Origin of the sequence: Pseudomonas cremoricolorata, from assembly GCF_000759535.1 — a bacterium.
Classification (GTDB): Bacteria; Pseudomonadota; Gammaproteobacteria; order Pseudomonadales; family Pseudomonadaceae; genus Aquipseudomonas; species Aquipseudomonas cremoricolorata_A.
The window spans coordinates 3,288,059-3,304,348 of sequence record NZ_CP009455.1 but is presented as its reverse complement, the minus strand read 5'-3'; the positions used below and the strand labels follow the sequence as shown (position 1 = coordinate 3,304,348).

26 protein-coding genes are annotated in these 16,290 nt (G+C 60.1%); 22 read left to right on the top strand and 4 right to left on the bottom strand.

Annotated elements, in window-relative coordinates; all coding sequences use genetic code 11:
- Nucleotide 1: 1 nt before the first annotated feature.
- Both LK03_RS15045 and LK03_RS15040 read right to left on the bottom strand, forming a co-directional pair.
- Nucleotides 2-682, bottom strand: a complete 681-nt coding sequence (locus LK03_RS15045; RefSeq protein ID WP_038414744.1) for a phage antirepressor KilAC domain-containing protein — start codon at nt 680-682, stop codon at nt 2-4.
- Nucleotides 683-889: 207 nt separating this feature from the next.
- Complete coding sequence (locus LK03_RS15040) at nt 890-1,120, bottom strand: transcriptional regulator (protein ID WP_038413149.1); 231 nt, start codon at nt 1,118-1,120, stop codon at nt 890-892.
- Between the two features lie 30 nt (nt 1,121-1,150).
- Here LK03_RS15040 and LK03_RS15035 point away from each other — a divergent pair, with 30 nt between their 5' ends.
- The 13 genes from LK03_RS15035 to LK03_RS14975 all read left to right on the top strand — a co-directional run bounded on the left by LK03_RS15035 (nt 1,151) and on the right by LK03_RS14975 (nt 8,082).
- Nucleotides 1,151-1,882, top strand: coding sequence for a LexA family protein (locus LK03_RS15035; RefSeq protein WP_081951607.1), 732 nt, complete (start codon nt 1,151-1,153; stop codon nt 1,880-1,882).
- 167 nt (nt 1,883-2,049) lie between these two features.
- Nucleotides 2,050-2,301, top strand: coding sequence for a DUF1654 domain-containing protein (locus LK03_RS15030; protein WP_038413148.1), 252 nt, complete (start codon nt 2,050-2,052; stop codon nt 2,299-2,301).
- 611 nt (nt 2,302-2,912) lie between these two features.
- On the top strand, nt 2,913-3,089 hold the full coding sequence (locus LK03_RS22325; RefSeq protein ID WP_167334499.1) for a hypothetical protein: 177 nt from the start codon (nt 2,913-2,915) through the stop codon (nt 3,087-3,089).
- Between the two features lie 59 nt (nt 3,090-3,148).
- Entirely contained in the window at nt 3,149-3,328 is a 180-nt protein-coding gene (csrA, locus tag LK03_RS15025) for a carbon storage regulator CsrA (RefSeq protein ID WP_038413147.1), read from the top strand.
- A 67-nt stretch (nt 3,329-3,395) separates the two neighbouring features.
- The gene (locus LK03_RS15020; RefSeq protein WP_038413146.1) at nt 3,396-3,617 is read left to right on the top strand and encodes a hypothetical protein; all 222 of its coding nucleotides are present in this window, start codon (nt 3,396-3,398) and stop codon (nt 3,615-3,617) included.
- Between the two features lie 63 nt (nt 3,618-3,680).
- Nucleotides 3,681-3,992 carry a hypothetical protein gene (locus LK03_RS15015; RefSeq protein ID WP_038413145.1) on the top strand — a complete coding sequence of 104 codons (312 nt, stop codon included), beginning with the start codon at nt 3,681-3,683 and terminating at the stop codon, nt 3,990-3,992.
- Nucleotides 3,993-4,267: 275 nt separating this feature from the next.
- Nucleotides 4,268-4,651 (top strand): response regulator transcription factor, encoded by a 384-nt coding sequence (locus LK03_RS15010; protein ID WP_038413144.1) that lies wholly within the window; start codon nt 4,268-4,270, stop codon nt 4,649-4,651.
- 17 nt (nt 4,652-4,668) lie between these two features.
- Entirely contained in the window at nt 4,669-4,929 is a 261-nt protein-coding gene (locus LK03_RS15005; protein ID WP_038413143.1) for a hypothetical protein, read from the top strand.
- Nucleotides 4,926-5,384: a hypothetical protein gene (locus LK03_RS15000; protein ID WP_038413142.1), complete on the top strand. Its 459-nt coding sequence runs from the start codon at nt 4,926-4,928 to the stop codon at nt 5,382-5,384. The genes LK03_RS15005 and LK03_RS15000 overlap by 4 nt, the downstream gene beginning before the upstream one ends.
- Before the next feature lie 88 nt (nt 5,385-5,472).
- Nucleotides 5,473-5,820, top strand: a complete 348-nt coding sequence (locus tag LK03_RS14995; protein ID WP_038413141.1) for a hypothetical protein — start codon at nt 5,473-5,475, stop codon at nt 5,818-5,820.
- Nucleotides 5,821-5,850: 30 nt separating this feature from the next.
- A complete protein-coding gene (locus tag LK03_RS14990) occupies nt 5,851-6,666 on the top strand; it encodes a DUF2303 family protein (protein WP_038413140.1) in 816 nt (271 codons plus the stop codon).
- Between the two features lie 297 nt (nt 6,667-6,963).
- Nucleotides 6,964-7,383, top strand: a complete 420-nt coding sequence (locus tag LK03_RS14985) for a hypothetical protein (RefSeq protein WP_038413139.1) — start codon at nt 6,964-6,966, stop codon at nt 7,381-7,383.
- Nucleotides 7,384-7,698: 315 nt separating this feature from the next.
- Nucleotides 7,699-8,082 carry a hypothetical protein gene (locus LK03_RS14975; protein WP_038413137.1) on the top strand — a complete coding sequence of 128 codons (384 nt, stop codon included), beginning with the start codon at nt 7,699-7,701 and terminating at the stop codon, nt 8,080-8,082.
- Nucleotides 8,083-8,103: 21 nt separating this feature from the next.
- On the opposite strand, the gene LK03_RS22545 is transcribed toward LK03_RS14975, so the two are convergent.
- Both LK03_RS22545 and LK03_RS22205 read right to left on the bottom strand, forming a co-directional pair.
- Nucleotides 8,104-8,301, bottom strand: a complete 198-nt coding sequence (locus LK03_RS22545) for a hypothetical protein (RefSeq protein ID WP_038413136.1) — start codon at nt 8,299-8,301, stop codon at nt 8,104-8,106.
- A gap of 293 nt (nt 8,302-8,594) precedes the next feature.
- On the bottom strand, nt 8,595-9,467 hold the full coding sequence (locus LK03_RS22205; RefSeq protein WP_167334498.1) for a hypothetical protein: 873 nt from the start codon (nt 9,465-9,467) through the stop codon (nt 8,595-8,597).
- A gap of 77 nt (nt 9,468-9,544) precedes the next feature.
- On the opposite strand from LK03_RS22205, the gene LK03_RS14965 reads away from it, so the two are divergent.
- The 9 genes from LK03_RS14965 (at nt 9,545) to LK03_RS14915 (ending at nt 16,086) form a co-directional block, all read left to right on the top strand.
- A complete protein-coding gene (locus tag LK03_RS14965; RefSeq protein WP_038413135.1) occupies nt 9,545-11,032 on the top strand; it encodes a DNA cytosine methyltransferase in 1,488 nt (495 codons plus the stop codon).
- Nucleotides 11,033-11,040: 8 nt separating this feature from the next.
- Nucleotides 11,041-12,117 (top strand): DUF4406 domain-containing protein, encoded by a 1,077-nt coding sequence (locus LK03_RS22540; RefSeq protein ID WP_240478618.1) that lies wholly within the window; start codon nt 11,041-11,043, stop codon nt 12,115-12,117.
- Nucleotides 12,118-12,182: 65 nt separating this feature from the next.
- The gene (locus tag LK03_RS14950) at nt 12,183-12,830 is read left to right on the top strand and encodes a hypothetical protein (RefSeq protein WP_038412807.1); all 648 of its coding nucleotides are present in this window, start codon (nt 12,183-12,185) and stop codon (nt 12,828-12,830) included.
- Nucleotides 12,827-13,123 carry a hypothetical protein gene (locus LK03_RS14945; protein ID WP_038412806.1) on the top strand — a complete coding sequence of 99 codons (297 nt, stop codon included), beginning with the start codon at nt 12,827-12,829 and terminating at the stop codon, nt 13,121-13,123. Before LK03_RS14950 ends, LK03_RS14945 begins: the two co-directional genes overlap by 4 nt.
- A 496-nt stretch (nt 13,124-13,619) precedes the next feature.
- Nucleotides 13,620-14,018, top strand: coding sequence for a phage protein NinX family protein (locus tag LK03_RS14935; RefSeq protein ID WP_038412804.1), 399 nt, complete (start codon nt 13,620-13,622; stop codon nt 14,016-14,018).
- Nucleotides 14,015-14,215 carry a hypothetical protein gene (locus LK03_RS14930; protein WP_038413134.1) on the top strand — a complete coding sequence of 67 codons (201 nt, stop codon included), beginning with the start codon at nt 14,015-14,017 and terminating at the stop codon, nt 14,213-14,215. The genes LK03_RS14935 and LK03_RS14930 overlap by 4 nt, the downstream gene beginning before the upstream one ends.
- Nucleotides 14,216-14,266: 51 nt before the next feature.
- Complete coding sequence (locus LK03_RS14925; RefSeq protein WP_038413133.1) at nt 14,267-14,764, top strand: hypothetical protein; 498 nt, start codon at nt 14,267-14,269, stop codon at nt 14,762-14,764.
- 25 nt (nt 14,765-14,789) lie between these two features.
- Entirely contained in the window at nt 14,790-15,035 is a 246-nt protein-coding gene (locus LK03_RS14920) for a DUF4224 domain-containing protein (RefSeq protein ID WP_038413131.1), read from the top strand.
- A gap of 1 nt (nt 15,036) precedes the next feature.
- A complete protein-coding gene (locus tag LK03_RS14915; RefSeq protein ID WP_038413130.1) occupies nt 15,037-16,086 on the top strand; it encodes a tyrosine-type recombinase/integrase in 1,050 nt (349 codons plus the stop codon).
- Nucleotides 16,087-16,290 lie beyond the last annotated feature (204 nt).

Here is a 16,290-nt window from a genome sequence, read left to right as displayed (position 1 = left end):
GTCAGGTGCGCTCCAGTGGGCCTTGGCCCCCGATGTGCTTCTCGGCCAAGTAGGTAAGGCCTTTGGTAGTCACCAGCACGCTGAACGCCGCGCGGTCGCTGCCTGACTCGCGGTCTGGGTCCAATGAGGTCACCTTGTGCCCGAGCAGGCCTGCGGTGATTCGCGGCTGGAAGGCAATCCAGCGCTTCGAGCCGTGCCGGCGGTAGATCCATCGGTTCTGCTCTAACCAGGCGAACAGCTTCGCCGGTGGCAGTTGCAGCTGCTTGGCCGCGTCGGTGATACAAATCGCTCCGCCGGCGCCGGCCAATCGGTTGATGGCCGCGACCTTTGGGGCCTGCCGGGCCAAAGCATCCTGCAAGCGCTGATTTTCCTCGGCCTTGTCGGCAGCCAGGCGCAGAGCCTCGGCAAAGTTCGTCGGGATCTGCACCTGCCCAACCACCCGCGCTTCCAGGTCCTGCCAGCGATCGATGATCTTGGCGCGCAGCTCGACGCTGTAGCCCGACACCACCACCAGGGTGTCCCGGTAGGTGAGCAGGAACTCGCTGTATTGCTGGCCGTTCTGCTGATGGATGTAAGGGGTCTCGTTTGATGAAACGACACCTCTCTTGACCAGTTGGCGCACCGTCTTCAGGACGTTATCGTGCGTGCTGCCAGTGAGCTGCGCGATCTCGCGCGAAGACATCACCTGGTCGACGGCATGCGAGGGAAAACCAACCGCGCCGGGCTGGGTGTTGCGTGCATCGATTGCTCTGGGCATAATCGACCTCGAAAGTTGTTGAAGAGACCGCCCGGCCAGGCGGTTTTTTTTCGTCTGCGATTTGGGCACTGGATGGAATGCCAGTTGTGTTAGGCATCTGGCGGCAGTGGTTTCAATGCCCGAGAATGGGCGTCAAGACGCAGCCTTCTCCTCGGGTGGGTAGAGGTCCGGCCTCAATTGATGTCGGGTGACTTGACCCTCGACGGCCTTTTCCAGCGGGATCACAAGGTCTGCGGGAACCTTCTGGTTGCGATGGACGCATTGCCAGATTCGAGGCTGACTCGTATTGCAACGCCTCGCGAGCTCGGCCTGGCCTCCGGCTAAGCGCACCACCTCGTCGATAGGTCTTTCAGTATTCGGCATGTCTGCGTGCCTCAATGGATCGTGCCAGGAATGATAACTCAAGTTATAGGCGAGTCAAACACATGTTATTTGAAGGGCGATAACGCGTGTTTTACCCTTCAGCACATGACGAAAACCACGGAAGCACTGAAGGACCGAGTCCTTTCCAAGCGGATTGAACTGGGACTCAGCCAGCAACAGCTCGCAGACCGGGCCCGCGTTAGCCAGGTGACCATTCAGCATCTGGAGAGCGGTCGAAATTCGTCCTCCAAGAAGCTGTACGAGATCGCGAGTGCACTGGGCGTGACTGCCGAATGGCTTGCATCCGGCAAAACCGATAACAGGCAGCCCGCCAATGTCTCGGCGTCTCGCCAGCCTGATATGTCATTCCGCTACCCCGTTATCAGCTGGGTAGCTGCCGGAGCTTGGGCAGAGGCAGTGGAGCCTTTCCCTCCGGGGTTCTCAGACCGATATGAGATGTCCGAGTACGACTCCAAGGGGCCTGCGTTCTGGCTCGAGGTCAAAGGCGATTCGATGACTTCTGCTAGCGGGCAGAGCATTGCCGAGGGCACGCTGATCCTCGTTGACACCGAGGCCGACGTTCAGCACGGGAAGCTCGTTATCGCGAAGCTTGCAGACAGCAATGAGGCGACTTTCAAGAAGCTGGTAGAGGACGGGGGGCGTAGATTCTTAAAACCGCTGAATCCTGCCTACCCCGTGGAGGTATGCGCGGGCGACTGCAGAATTGTCGGTGTTGTGGTCAGGGCGCTGATGAAGCTGTGACCCCAGCAGGCCACGATCCATGCCCGCCTAGCGCGGGCTTTCTTTTGCATATGACTCTCAAAAGGTAGCGCCTAGCCCCTCAGCAGCAGTGACTTTCCTACAAGGGAGTTGCGAAAATCCTAGCACCTGAATACTGTACACACATACAGTAATAAGGAGGATTTACGATGTCAGATTCCGCTGAATCCGGGCAAGGTCGCCTGCGCAGTTACGAGCAGATCGGCTATCGCATACAACGCCTAGTCAACGAACCCAACGCCCAGAAGACTCGCGCACTAACTGTCTCCCGGCTGCCCGATGAAGACCCAGTCCAATGGCGACACATCATTGATGATATGGCGGGCACCGTAGGCGTCAGAGTGATTGAGGTCGAAGACGGCACTGTGCGAATTGGATGGGGCGAATACATAGATAGCTGAGATAGGCCCGCCAAGCGCGGGCATTTTTTTGCCCATATTCATAACAAAGGTTATTGACAGCCTAAAAACTTTGGTTATTATTTTGAGCATAACTTGGGTTATCGCCCCGGTACCGCTCTTTACACAACCAGACGTGACCACCTCGACGCACCCAGGCCATCACCTGGGTCGGGACAAGCTAAGTCGTCGACCACGCAGCCTCTGGACAGCTGCCGTGCCTGCCCATGCAAGCACGCGATACCGCGCAAAACTGGCAATGCATCGAACACGAAATGTGCGGCGCCGGTGAGAGACGACTCGCCCCATGCGTGGTTGAGAACAAACACCCACAGGAGGAAACAACCGATGAAGTAGCAAGCCCAGCCGGAACCCGGACCGGCAACCCACGACGAGCTGCCCTACCCAGTAGGCCGCCGAGCTGCAGCTGGCAGTCGTGTAGCGAACATCTGACCCCATGACCACCGTGCCGAGGCCGATCGACGCGCAGTGACCAGGGAAGCTCAAGGCCAATGACAGGACAAGCGGAGCCATCGGTGGCGAAGCGAGCAATCGGTTTCACTGGCTGGCCTGCTCACGCGGGCCAGACAGGAAACCAACCACGGAGCACCACAATGACCCGAAACGAATACGACGACACCGAAGCGATCGCCATCGCGGCAATGATCGGCCTGCTTTCCGGTACCGGCTGCAACCCGCCGGACGAGATCGCCAAGCAATCGTTCGACTACGCCGAGGCAATGATGCGTGAGCGTGATGTGCGCCTGGGCGCCAAGCCTGGCTTCGATTGATTTCACCGGTTGGCCTTCCCACCGAAGGCCAGACGGGAAACCAACCAAGGAGTAGGACCATGCTCATTCTGACCCGCAAGGCAGGCGAAACCATCGTGATCAACGACAACATCCGCGTGACGGTGCTGCAGACGAAGTGCGGCCAGGTGCGGATCGGCGTCGAGGCGCCGGGCGACGTGCCTGTGCACCGCAGCGAGATTCACGAACGGATCAAGGCCCAGGCCGAGACCGCAGCCTGACCCGATTTCACTGGTTGGCCTTGGAGACAGGGCCAGACAGGAAATCAACCGCCCGGAGGGCAACGCGATGTTCAACATGGCAATCATGGCGGCTGATGAATGCCGCGCGGACGCTGAAGAGCGCACCTACTATCGCTGGATCGACAAAGCATCCCGACTGCTCGGCCACCAGGTCGCACTAGGCTCGCAGGAAGAAAGCGACCTGCATGATTTCTACGCCGATGGCTGCACGCCGGCCGAAGCTGTCACCGAGCTGCTGGCGCAGGCTCAACTTGCTAGAGCTGCCTGACAGACGATTACTTGGTGCGCCTCAAGCGGGGCGCATCAGAGGGAATCCACTGGAGACGACACCGTGAACAAAGAAGAGATTTACGACGAGCAGATCAGCCCGCTGATGCAGCAGGTCATCACCATCTGCAGGGAAAAGGGCATAGCAATGCAAGCCAGCTTCGATATCGCTCACGACGGCGAAGGCCCGAACGGCGAGGACTGCTCGTCGCTCACCTGCACTACTCATCTGCCCGACGGTGAAGGCAAGTTCAACGAGCGGTTCACCCGGGCAAATCAAATCATTCGCCAAGGACATCGCTCGCACAGCGCTCCAGTGGTGCACCTCACCACTTTGAACGCCGATGGCTCAAAGACCCTGACCGCGATTATTTGAACAACCAGCGCCACGACAGCCTGTCGTTAACTGCCCGATGCCCTGCTCACCCATCGCAGGCCGCATCGGTGGACCAACTGGTCGAGGACCACCCGGCCGCTCATGCCCATGGCGAAGCCGGTCGAGCTATGAAGCCAGTTGCTCCACCGATGCGGCCCTCTGCATCACCCTCCCCACTAACTCCAGACTGCATTGGCAGGCGCCAGGCCACCTTTCACGGTGGGTCTGGTCACCCGCGCCTGGCGCCTGACCAATGCGGTCCCCCGAGATACTTCATGGAAAAGATCACCTGCGGTACATGGACAGGCCAGCTCGGCAAGCTGCTGGCGCCACGCGAACTGGAGGCCCTGCTGTGGGTCGCCCAGGGCCTCACCACCAAAGAAATCGCCCGGCGCATGGGCATCAGCCCAGGCACTGCGGCAAACCGTATCGAGACGGTGCTCTACAAGCTCGAAGTCGGGCGCCGCATCGAGGCCGTCACCAAGGCCATGAGCCGCCAGATCATCAGCCCGCTCTGCGTGTTCTTCATCTGCCTGCTCACCGCGCAGGCCGCGCTCAACGATGGCGACCCGATGCGCCGCGACCGGCGCGTGCCTGAACGCCGCACTGCTCAACTTCGAATCGTTCGCAAGGCCGAGGCCTTCGAGCACCACGCCTGACCCTTCGAGGATCACCCATGCAAACCATCATGCATCCTGCTTTCCGGGAGAAGCTGGCCGTGCTCGAAGCCCTGCTCGAGCGCAGTCGTACGCTGCGGGCCGAGACCCGCGCCAAGATCGGCGCGCCTCGCTACCAGGTGTTCGGCCACGGCCAGGCCTGGGATGTGGTCGACCTGACCACTGATGCAGTGCAAGGCTTCGCGTTCAGCTACCGAGCCGCGATGGTCTTCGCCTCGGCCATGGAAGCTGGGGCCGCCACCAAGTGCCTGACGCAATGAGCAAGCGCAAGCCGCATAACATGCGGGCACGCCTGGAGCGAACCAGCCGGGCGCTGGTCTCGGCCAATCATGCAGCGGTGGTGAACATCGATCCCAGCGGGCAGCAGGTGCTCATCAACCGCAGCAACCTCAAGCAGATCTGCATTCGCCAGATCGTCGACGCGGTGTGCGATATCCCCCATAGCTGGACCATCTACCTCAGCGTTCTTTGCCGGAATGAGTTCGGCGAGCGGTACCACAAGTCGATCGAGGTAGTACCGCAGGGCAGCTATCGCGCCGAGCACCTGACCGACGTGATCGAGGCGACTTACACCGACCTGCGGTCCACGGCCAACCCGAATCACCTAGTGGCATCCGGCTGGATCGCCATCCCTACCGACACAACGCTCGACGAAGCAGAGGCCGCCAAGATCTTTGCGATGGTCGGCGCCTGGAATCAGCAGAAGGCAGCGTGAAACGAATCCACAACCGCGCCCGGCACGGCCGGCGCCAGCAGCACATCAACTTGCCGCCCAGCGGCATCGTCCATCAGGAGACGCAGCAATGTCCAAGCCCACCGACACAACCGAGTTCCTGCAAGAGCTCAACGGCGGCGCCTTCGCCAGCCAGATCGGCCACGCCCTCTCGGAAGTAGCCGCCGGCGTGGTCGATCACGGCAAGGCCGGCAGGATCACCATCACCCTGGACTTCACCCAGATCGGCGATTCCCACCAAGTGAAGATCAAGCACAAGCTCGCCTACAAGGTGCCGACCAAGCGCGGGGACCGCAGCGAAAATACCTGCCTCGACACCCCGATGTACGTAGGCACCGGCGGCAACATCTCGCTGTTCCCCGAAAAGCACGACCAGCTCTTCACCCGCGACGAAGCGCCGGTCCATCCCCGCAAGTAACACCATTCCATCCGCACAAGGAACCACCGCATGTCCCTCACCAAAGAAGCGCTCGAGCTCATCCAAGAAACGACGATTGCCGCCGCCGGGCGCGACCTGCCCGCCCTGGGTCCGGTTGTTGTAGTACCGCAGCATTTCAACGTGGTTGATCTGGAGCGATACCAAGAAGGCCGTAATCGTTTCCGGGGCACCTACTCCACGCACTCACTGGCCGACTTCGGCGCCTATGTGGTCGAGCGCGCAGCGCCAGACGCCCGCGGCTTCATCGATCAGGACGTCATGAGCTGTGTGGTGCTGTTCAACCTGGGCACGCCAAACCATCCTGGCCACGCTGATGACCGTGCTGTGCTGCGCCTGAAGGCTTCCGCTGCATTCGCGGCTGTCCAGGCTGTGTGTGGCCAGGCCCTTGCGCAGAAGGCCATGAGCGACTGGATCGAAGACTGGCACCAGCACCTGACCGCCACTGACGAAAACGGCGCCGGAATGTCGATCGCCAAGGCCATCGCCGCCGTACGCACCATCACCGTCAAAGCGTCGTCCGAGAGCGATCACGCCGTCAGCGAGACACGCGCCAGCCGCAGCGCCATGGACTCGATCGAGGCCAGCAGCAAGGAAACCCTGCCAGCCTGGCTCGACTTTAAAGTCATCCCGTTCGAAGGCCTGAGCGAGCAAGTCATCCGCTTGCGCGTGTCCGTCATCACCAGCGGATCGCAACCGGTGCTGAAGCTGCGCTGGCTGGGCGAAGAAGCGCAGCGCGAGGCGATCGCTCAGGAGTTCAAGCAGGTGCTGGAGAGTAAGGTAGGCAACGCGGCCAAGCTGGTGCTGGGTAGCTTCGACTCGAAGTGAACTGTAGTCGGGGTGTCGGCAACGGCACCTCGGCGCGAACACATTACCGGCATGATCGTTGGCGCCAAGTTGCACCAGATACATGAGAGCTGCATCGCAAGCAAGACGACAATCTGAATTCGCTTCATCTCGATTCTCCTGGGAGTGTTTGGTGTCCCCCAAGCTACTGAGCCTCCGAACTTCACCGATACAACATGCTGCGGTTCATCGGTTATCCACAGCATGACTTCACCAGCGCCTTCCGATCTTCAACGATAACGCCTGCCCGGCGAGGGCGGCGCCTGCATGGAGAAAGCCATGAACCACATTCCACCGCGTCCAACTGCCACCAGGGAAATGATCCTTGAATGCTGCAAGCCCATCGCCGACAAGCTTGAGGCCGACGCCGAGACCGTGGCGCAGCACTACAGTCGCCACATGGATGGCTTCGATCTCTGCATGGAGCTGGCGAAGTGGGCTGGTTGGGATATGCAGCGCGACGACATCGACACCCTCGACGAACTTGGCCACCTGGTGGACGAGGCGGAGCGCAAGGCAGTGAAGACCTGGTTTGAAGAGAGCAACCCCCAACCTCCGTTCGCCATCGGTGACAGCATCAAGCAAGGCCTGATCACCGGTCTCAGCTCCTACTCGCTGGCCTGCTTCGAAGTAAAGGTTGAGGGCCAGCCAGAAACCTCTCGGCTGATCGTCAAGTTCGAAGACGCGAAAGCCGTCTGACCCCGCGCTGCCCTCCAGCGCCTCAACGCCTACCGCCGATAAATGGCGGCAATGACGTGACAAACCAGTAGATGCCCGCTCCAAGCAATAAGCCCCACCGGCTTCCCGGATTGAGAAACATAGCGGCCACCGCCATGGCGATCAGCGTCAAGCCAGCCCACCGCCTGCGCTTCGGGTTGAACCACAGTCGGAACGCCTGAAGCCTCCTACCGAAATGCATCGTCGCTCTCCCTTTGGCAAGCGTCGAAGCATATCACCCCTATTCAACGATAACGCCTGCCTGGCGAGGGCGGCGCCGAACGCATGGAGAAAGCCATGAGCAACTACAACTGCGACCACGTACGCCGCAACTACGACGTGCCGGCCGAAATAGGCCGCCGGGTGATCGCCAACGGCGCACCCGGCGTCATCATGGCCGACCGCGGCCACTACATCGGAGTCATCCTCGACAGCGACCCGAAGAAGCGCATCCGTAACTACCACCCTACCTGGGAAATGCAGTACGGCGAGATGGTTGAGAAGCTGCCCCTTAAGCGCTACCAGGTGCTGGTCGCTGGCTGGGACTGGTGGGACATCACCAATCGAACCATCGTCGATGTGTTCGCCAGCACGCCGTCGCAGGCCAAGTACAAGGCCTACGAGCGCTGCGAATACCACGACATCGAGTGCATGTTCGGCTTCAAGGTTCGCCGGGCCTGACTCGCACTGCCCTCCAGCGTGTCAGCCTTTCCGGTGCACTTCTGGTGACCAGGCGCTGGTGAAGACGATGATCCCGAAGATCAGCAGGTACAGCCAGTAATGGCTCGGGTACGAGAAAGAGCCTACCTGGGCGACCACAAAAGCGGCGCCACCCACAACCAGGCGCTGCCGGCGGGTGAACTTCTGCCTCAACGCTACCAGCTTTCTCTTCCATCCCATTACCACTCTCCTTGTTTGGTAAACGCAGAAGCGTATCACTCGGCGCTTCCCTCCAGCGCCTTCCCCTATTCAACGATAACGCCTCCCCGGCGAGGGCGGCGCCTGTGCGCATGCAGGAGCACTGAGAAATCCAGAAGCCGCCAGCCTGTCAGAATGTAACCAATGACTGTTGAGTCGTTGGCGGACTTTGTTGTCCGCCTTCACTGCCATCGTAACGGTTGGGATGTTGACTGGCGCCGCAGTGCATTTTGTTAACTCATCGTCCAACTGAGGTCAACAGGCTCCGGCTATCCTCATGAGTATCGAGATCTTTTCACCACACCTAAATCAGCACCGAAAGCTACAGATATGGCCTCCAAACTCTCCGCACTAATACGCTCTAAGGAGTCAATCCTAAGAATTCTCGTGCCTTCACCTACCTCGAAGACAGCCTTAATAACACCAGGCATGGCGTTAACCCAATCCAAAATTGCCTTATAGTATGACTTGTCAACCGTGATCTCCACCCATGTTCGATATGGAACACTATTCCTTGATCTATCATTAAGAGCTTCCCGAGACTTTATTTCGCTAATGAACGACTCAATGTAGTCAAGTTTCTTTATTAGAAAAGACTGTGCATCGTCGGGCTCAGTAGATTCTCGGAGGACTCTACTCTGTGTCACACGGTATACTGGGTTATCTGGCTCCTCTAGCGCCATCGCTGCAGAAATAGCAGTCTCAAGTCTGGGTATCAAATCAACCACACCAGTCATATCATTTTGAAAGAAAACAGTCCTTTCGTCAGATATATCGAAAGGCAGCCTGGTGCCATTTTCGGCAAGCACAACTATAGGCAAACCCACGCAGTGCCTTATGGCAAGCTCGTACATTACGTTTGGATTAAGCTCACTTAGGTTTGCTACAACTAATTCGTCGTATAAAACATGTTCTACGACCTGGCGAGTGATTGATCCCGGACTCGCTATCTCATGCGCAACGTAGGTTTCGAACCCCAACTTGCCTAGTGCCGGCCTAAGTACAGCATTAATAAGCCCGTCAGCAGCACGTCGCGTAGCACTATTGTCCGCCCCTATGGGCGTAACTATAAATGCTCTCTTAGTATTACCGCTCGACTGGCCGCTGACCGAATCAAGGGTAGCATCCTGCACCTTTTGCTTGCTCATTCAAACATCCCTAGCTAGTCGTCTTTCTTTAGCCATCGATGATGATTCAACGACCCATTACATATCAAGAGGCCAGCATGAATCTTACATACGGAAGTGTCTGCAGCGGCATCGAGGCTGCGACCGTGGCGTGGCACCCGCTTGGCTGGCACGCCGACTGGTATGCGGAGATCGAACCGTATCCCTGCGCGGTGCTGGCCTATCGGTACCCGAAGACGCCGAACCACGGTGACATGACCCGGCTGGCAGCCATGGTGCTGTCCGGCAAGATCCAGGCGCCCGATGTCTTGGTCGGCGGCACACCCTGCCAAGCCTTCAGCGTGGCCGGCATGCGCGAAGGCCTGGCCGATCCCCGAGGTGCACTCACCATCAAATACGTGGAGCTGCTAGATGCAATTGACCATGTTCGAACCCTCAACGGCCAGGCCGAGGCCGTCTGCACCTGGGAAAATGTCCCCGGCGTCCTCTCCGACAAAGGTAACGCGTTCGGCTGCTTCCTCGGGGCCCTGGTGGGCGAATCCGAAGAACTCCAGCCGCCAGGGGGCAAATGGAAGGACGCTGGTTGTGTGTATGGACCCAGGCGAACAGTCGCATGGCGGGTTCTGGATGCCCAATATTTCGGCCTGGCCCAACGACGCCGCCGTGTGTTCGTTGTCGCAAGTGCTCGAGCAGGGTTTGATCCACTCGAAGTACTTTTTGAGCGCGAAGGCCTGCGCCGGGATACTCCGCCGCGCCGAGGCCAGGGGCAAGACGTTGCCGGAACAGTTACAGCAAGCACTGGAGGCGTCGACGAAAACGACGCAGTAGATGGGCGGCTGGCGGTGTACGGCGGGAACAACACTGCTGGTCCCATTGATATAGCGCCAGCACGGAATGCTTGCGCAAGCGCCAGCGGCAGGATGGATTTCGAGAGCGAGGCTTTCGTCGTGCACGGCACGCAAGACCCTTGCATCCTTACCGACCAGGCATTCGCACTCGGGAGGAACAGCGGCCAGGAGAATGCAGTGCTCGCATTCGCCGAGAACAGCCGTAGCGAGGTCCGCTTGGAGGGCGGTGATGGCCAAGTAGTGGGCACGCTTTCAACAGGTGGCGGCAAGCCTGGCCAGGGCCTCCCCTGCATTGCCTTCAGCTGCAAGGACCACTGCGCCGACGCCGGAGAACTGGCGCCCACTCTTCGCGCCATGGGCCACGGCGCGAGCCATCCCAACGCAGGCGGGCAGATAGCTGTTTGCCTGCCGCACGCAATCCAGGCCGGAGCGCTGCGCGAGAATCCAAACAGCGGGCCGGATGGAATCGGGGTGCAGCTTGATCATGCCTACACGCTCGAGGCCAGAGCAGAAGTGCAAGCGGTTCACTCTGGCTCGCAGGTGCGCCGCCTCACACCGCGCGAGTGCGAGCGCCTGCAAGGTTTCCCTGACTACTACACGCTGATTCCCTATCGCGGACGAGTAGCAGGCCTCTGCCCTGACGGTCCGCGCTACAAGGCTATCGGCAACAGCAAGGCCGTACCCGTCGTCCGCTGGATCGGTCAACGCCTCCAACAACAACTCGAACGCTCAGCTTGAGGTATCCCATGCCCACAGAAAACCGATCCAGCGCAGAAGCGCGCGCCATACAGCTCACCCAAGACCGCGAGTTGCGCGTCTACATCGCCGGGCCCATGACCGGCTTGCCCGACTTCAACTTCCCCGCCTTCAACGCTGCCGCTGATCTAATGCGCTCTGCTGGCTGGCATGTTGAGAACCCCGCCGAGCACGGGGTGGTGCCAGGGGCTGAGTGGGCCGACTACCTGAGATACGACATTGCCAGGCTGGCGACCTGCGAGATGATCATGCTTCTTCCAGGCTGGTCAAAGTCGAAGGGAGCTAACCTCGAAGTGGCGATCGCCCAGCAACTGGGGATGCCGATCAAGCTGGCAGAAGGTGCTGAGACAATCCAGCAACACCAGGGTGAGCCGGTCGAGTATTACACCGCCACGCGTCTCAAGCGCCCAGGTGTCGACGCCATCAGCAGCGTCAGTGCGCCTTGGACTGTTGTTCTGGCATCGCAGTATGACGACCATATTAATCGACTCCAGGCTCTGCTCACTCGTTTGAGCGCGGCGCTCCAGTTTTATGCCGACCGCGAGCACTTCCACTTCGAAAGCAGCAATTGGGACACGGTGAGCGGTGAGCCGCTGAACATTCTCTGGTGCGGCGACGAGCCAGATTTCATCGAGGATGGCACTGTCGCGCGAAACGCCCTATCCGCCAGCGCAGAGCCGAGCTCGGCGGTCTGGTTCCAGTCCCGCGTCCAGCCCTGGCTCATGGAATGCTTCGGCGAGATGATCGCCGGCGACCGGGAAGAGCGAAATCACCGATTCCTTGAGGAAGCGCTGGAACTGGTCCAGGCGCTAGGCGCCACCGCTGACGAGGCTCATCAGCTGGTCGACTACGTGTTCGGGCGCGCGGTCGGCGAGCCGGCCCAGGAGGTTGGTGGCGTGATGGTCACGCTGGCTGCTCTCTGCCTGGCGAATGGCTTGGACATGCATCAGCTCGCCGAAACTGAACTGGCACGCATTTGGACGAAGGTAGAACAGATCAGGGCCAAGCAGACCAGCAAGCCGCAGTTCGGGCCGCTGCCAGGCGTGTATCCAGATCGCAAGCCGTAACCCCACCCCGCTGTAACCCCTCTCCCCTCTATTCACTGCCGCGATATGGCGGCAAAGGCGAAGCTATGTCTCAAGCAAAGGAACGCCCGATCCTGTTCAGCGCGCCGATGGTGCGTGCCATCCTGGACGGCCGCAAAACGGTAACACGACGTCCGGCGAGGATTCAGCCCCGCTCAAAGGGCGACATCGGCAGCTATGGCGTCGGCCAGCCATTCATACGCCACCCCGACCCGGCCAAGCGCAACCCCGAATGCCCATATGGCCGACCTGGCGACCGCCTGTGGGTGCGTGAGGCGTGGGCGGCCGATGCTCAGGTCGACTCGATCACGCCGCGCGATCTGAGCCACGGCGAGCCGATCGCCTACCCAGCAGATGGCAGCGTACGACAGACCGGCTGCGCCATGATCTCTCAAGGTCGCGGCCGTCCATCGATCCACATGCCGCGCTGGGCCAGCCGTATCCTGCTGGAGATCACCGACGTGCGTGTCGAGCGATTGCAGCACATCACCGAAGATCAGGCCAAGGCCGAGGGAGTTCGCCTTTACACCGATCATGCCGAGCTTGGCGACTGGTGGCACGTCGAGGGCATCGAGACCTACAGCTCAGATCCCCGCAAGTCGTTCGAGCTGCTTTGGACCGGCATCAACGGCGCCGAATCATGGGAAGTGAACCCTTGGGTCTGGGTCGTCGAGTTCAAGAGGATCCAGCCATGACCCGCCTCGCCCTCTGCCTCCTGCTACTGGCCACCGGCGCCTGCGCAACCGAGAACGTCATCGATGTGCAGCACGACAGCCAGCGCGGTGTCACCTGCTACATCCTCAACCACGTCGGCATCAGCTGCATCCCCGACAGCCAGCTCAAGGCGCCCACCTGTGGCCGAGGCACCGACTGGCCTTGCGATGGCAGTGCGCATGACGAGCGCCAGCTCTCCCCGCACGAACAACAACCCGAACCTACACCCGCACTGGCGCCTGGGCGCTGGATTGATGAGAGGTATGAGCTGTGAGTCGAACATCGACTGCACTGGTACCAGACGCCGGCGCCGGAATGCTGGGACCTCATGAGAAATGGCGCAGGGCATGGGAGATATATCCCTGCCCTGATCACCGCCAAGGTGACTGCGGAATGTGCGGCGGCAGCGGGTTTCGCAAGGCTTGCAACCTGACAACCTGCCATGAGCATGGCTGCCAGGGTATCGCCTGCGAAGCCAATGCCGACGAGTACGCGCGGCAACAGAAACTTCACCGAGAGGTATGAGCTGTGAGCGAGCTTACATACAAAGTCAGCGAGAGACTCCCGGCCCTGGCTGTTGGCGATGAGGTCGAGTGCCTGGATCGAAACTTCAATAGCATGGGCATCCAGAAAATCAGCAAGGTCGCTAAACGCTACGTGCAGACCGAGTGCGGCCGGCAGTGGACCCCCGATTATGGCGAGTGGATCGCTTGCTTCCACGGAAACAAACCCGAGTCATACCCCTTCCCATCGATCCGCAAGGTGCAGCCATGACCGACACAATCAGCGTCAGGGCATCCAACCTCACCGGTGCAGCGCTGGATTGGGCGGTGGCCATGGCCGAGGGCTACACCCAGGACAGCGAGGATCACACCTGCATCATCAGCCCCCAGGGTGAGCCGAGCAGTTGCACCGCCCGCGGCGCCGCCTTGGGCTATGGCTACCGGCCCTCTACCAGCTGGGTACATGGCGGACCACTGATCGACAAGCACCGCGGCGGCTGCCAGTGGAACGCCTACATGGGCGGCACCGACACCTGCTACTGGGCCGGGCCTGGCAACACGGTGCGCTGGCACTATGGGCCGACGGCGCTGGTCGCGTTCTGCCGTTCGCTGGTGGAGAGCAAGCTGGGCAGCCATGTCCAGGTGCCGAAGGAGCTGATGCCGTGAGCAACCACCAGTACCAACCGTTCTCTGCTCGGGGCTTCGGTAGCTGGCACACCTGCAGCGTCTGCGGAGCATCGAAGCACAGCGGCCACTACTGGCTCGGTGGCTACAAAAGCAGGATCGAGCCGCCCTGTATCGCCTGGAAGATCGACCAAGAGTGGAAGGCCCAGGCCATCCCCGCGCCAATCACCGAAGCTTAACCCCTTCCCCTACTACTCAAGCCCGCCGATGCGCGCGGGCGAGGATTTCCTATGTCCGCAATAAACCGATTCCATGAAGTCGCCAACGATGCGCTGGTGACAATCAGCGAGCACCTCCCGCAGACGGCGAAGCTGTCGCTGATCATCTACGTGCCTGACGAGCCAGAGCAGGACATCCTGCTGAAAGGCCCGGGCGTCGAAGCTGACGAGGTCGTGAACACGCTGCGGCGGCGCGGCGGTCTCAGCCTGGATGGCGACAACAGCTACAAGCGCGGGGTCTGCGATGTGGCTGTCGGCGCGATGGTGGGCGGCAAGCAGAACGGCACCCCGCCGCCCGAAGGCCATTGGTGCCAGCGCTTCTGGGACATTGGCCGGGCTGAGGGCGAGCTGCAGGAGGAACTGGTGCAGGCGCTGCGCCTGGCACGCAAAGAGCTTGATGCCTGCCAGCGCGTCATCCACTACGCCGGTGGCTTCGACCCGGCCTATGTCGACTGTGCCCAGGCAGTGCTCAGGGTTGCAGATGCAGCACTTGCAAAAATCCCAGCCTGACCACTAGCCACATGGAGAATTACCCATGGAAACCGAAACCCTATCGGATGACGAGCTGGTTGAGATCACCGGCTACAAGCCCCGTGCTTATCAGCGCCGCTGGTTGAGCTCTCACGGTTGGCATTTCGTTGAGAGCCGCGGTGGTCGACCTCTTGTAGGCCGGCAGTACGCACGCCTCAAGCTGAGCGGCGCCGTCGTCGAGCTGATGACTGTGACCCCGCACTCACCGCCCAAGCCCACCTGGACACCAGACTTCTCACGAGTGAAGTGAAATGCGCCCCAGAAGTACAGAGAACCGCGATCTGCCGCCGGGTATGTACCGGCGAAAGCGAGTCAGAAAAAGCGGCAAAGTGTGGGTCGGGTATTACTACCGCGACCAAGTGGGCAAGGAAATCCCTCTCGGCACCGACCTGCCCAAAGCCAAGCTCAAGTGGGCTGAATTGGAAGCAAAGTCTGCTCCGGTCGAGCTGACGACCATGAAAGGAATTTTCGACCAGTACGAAAAGCACATCATCCCGAAGAAGGCCCCCAGAACCCAGAAAGACAACGTCTACGAGCTCAAGCAGCTTCGGACGGTGTTCGACCTTGCGCCCATCGATGCAATCACCCCATCGATGATCGCTCACTACCGCGACTCCCGCTCAGCCAAGACCCGTGCGAATCGGGAAATAGCCCTGCTCTCGCACGTGTTCAACACGGCCAGGGAATGGGGACTGACGGTGAAAGAAAATCCTTGCCTAGGCATCAAAAAGAACAAAGAGAAGCCGCGCGACTTTTATGCCAATGAGACCGTTTGGCTCGCAGTGTATGAGGAGGCTCCGGAGGAGCTGAGGGATGCGATGGACTTGGCGTATCTGACTGGCCAGCGGCCCTCGGACGTACTGTCAATGCGCAAGGATGATGTGGAAGGAAGCTATCTGCTGGTAAGCCAAGGCAAGACTGGCAAACGGCTCAGGATCATCCTGGAATTGAACGGTGTGAACAACAGCCTCGGCACGCTGCTGGAACGCATCAAGCTGCGCACGCAGCAGCATGCTTCGTCATTCTTCATCCTGAACGAACACGGGAAACGGATGAGCTGGGGCATGCTGCGAAATCGATGGAGCGAGGCACGAGAGGCCGCACGGCTAAAAGCTATCGGCTCAAAGAACTCTGAGCTGGCAGCGCGCATAGCCCAGTTCCAATTCAGGGACATCCGCCCCAAAGCCGCTTCTGAAATCAACGATGTGGCCGAGGCCAGCCTGCTGCTGGGTCATTCCAAGGAAGGAATCACAGAGCGGGTCTACCGCCGCGTGGGGGCGATCGCCAGCCCCACAAAGTGACGGAGTTTCGGAACTCCCGCCCAAAAGTTTCGGAACTGCTGGTTTTTTCTACGCAAAAGAAAAACCCCGCAGACCTGAATCTGCGGGGCTTTCAAATATGGAGGCCGAGGTCGGAATCGAACCGGCGTAGACGGATTTGCAATCCGGTCTGGGCCTCAATGTTTTCGGGGTTATTTGCCGCAAGCCCCCGAATTGACTGGATTT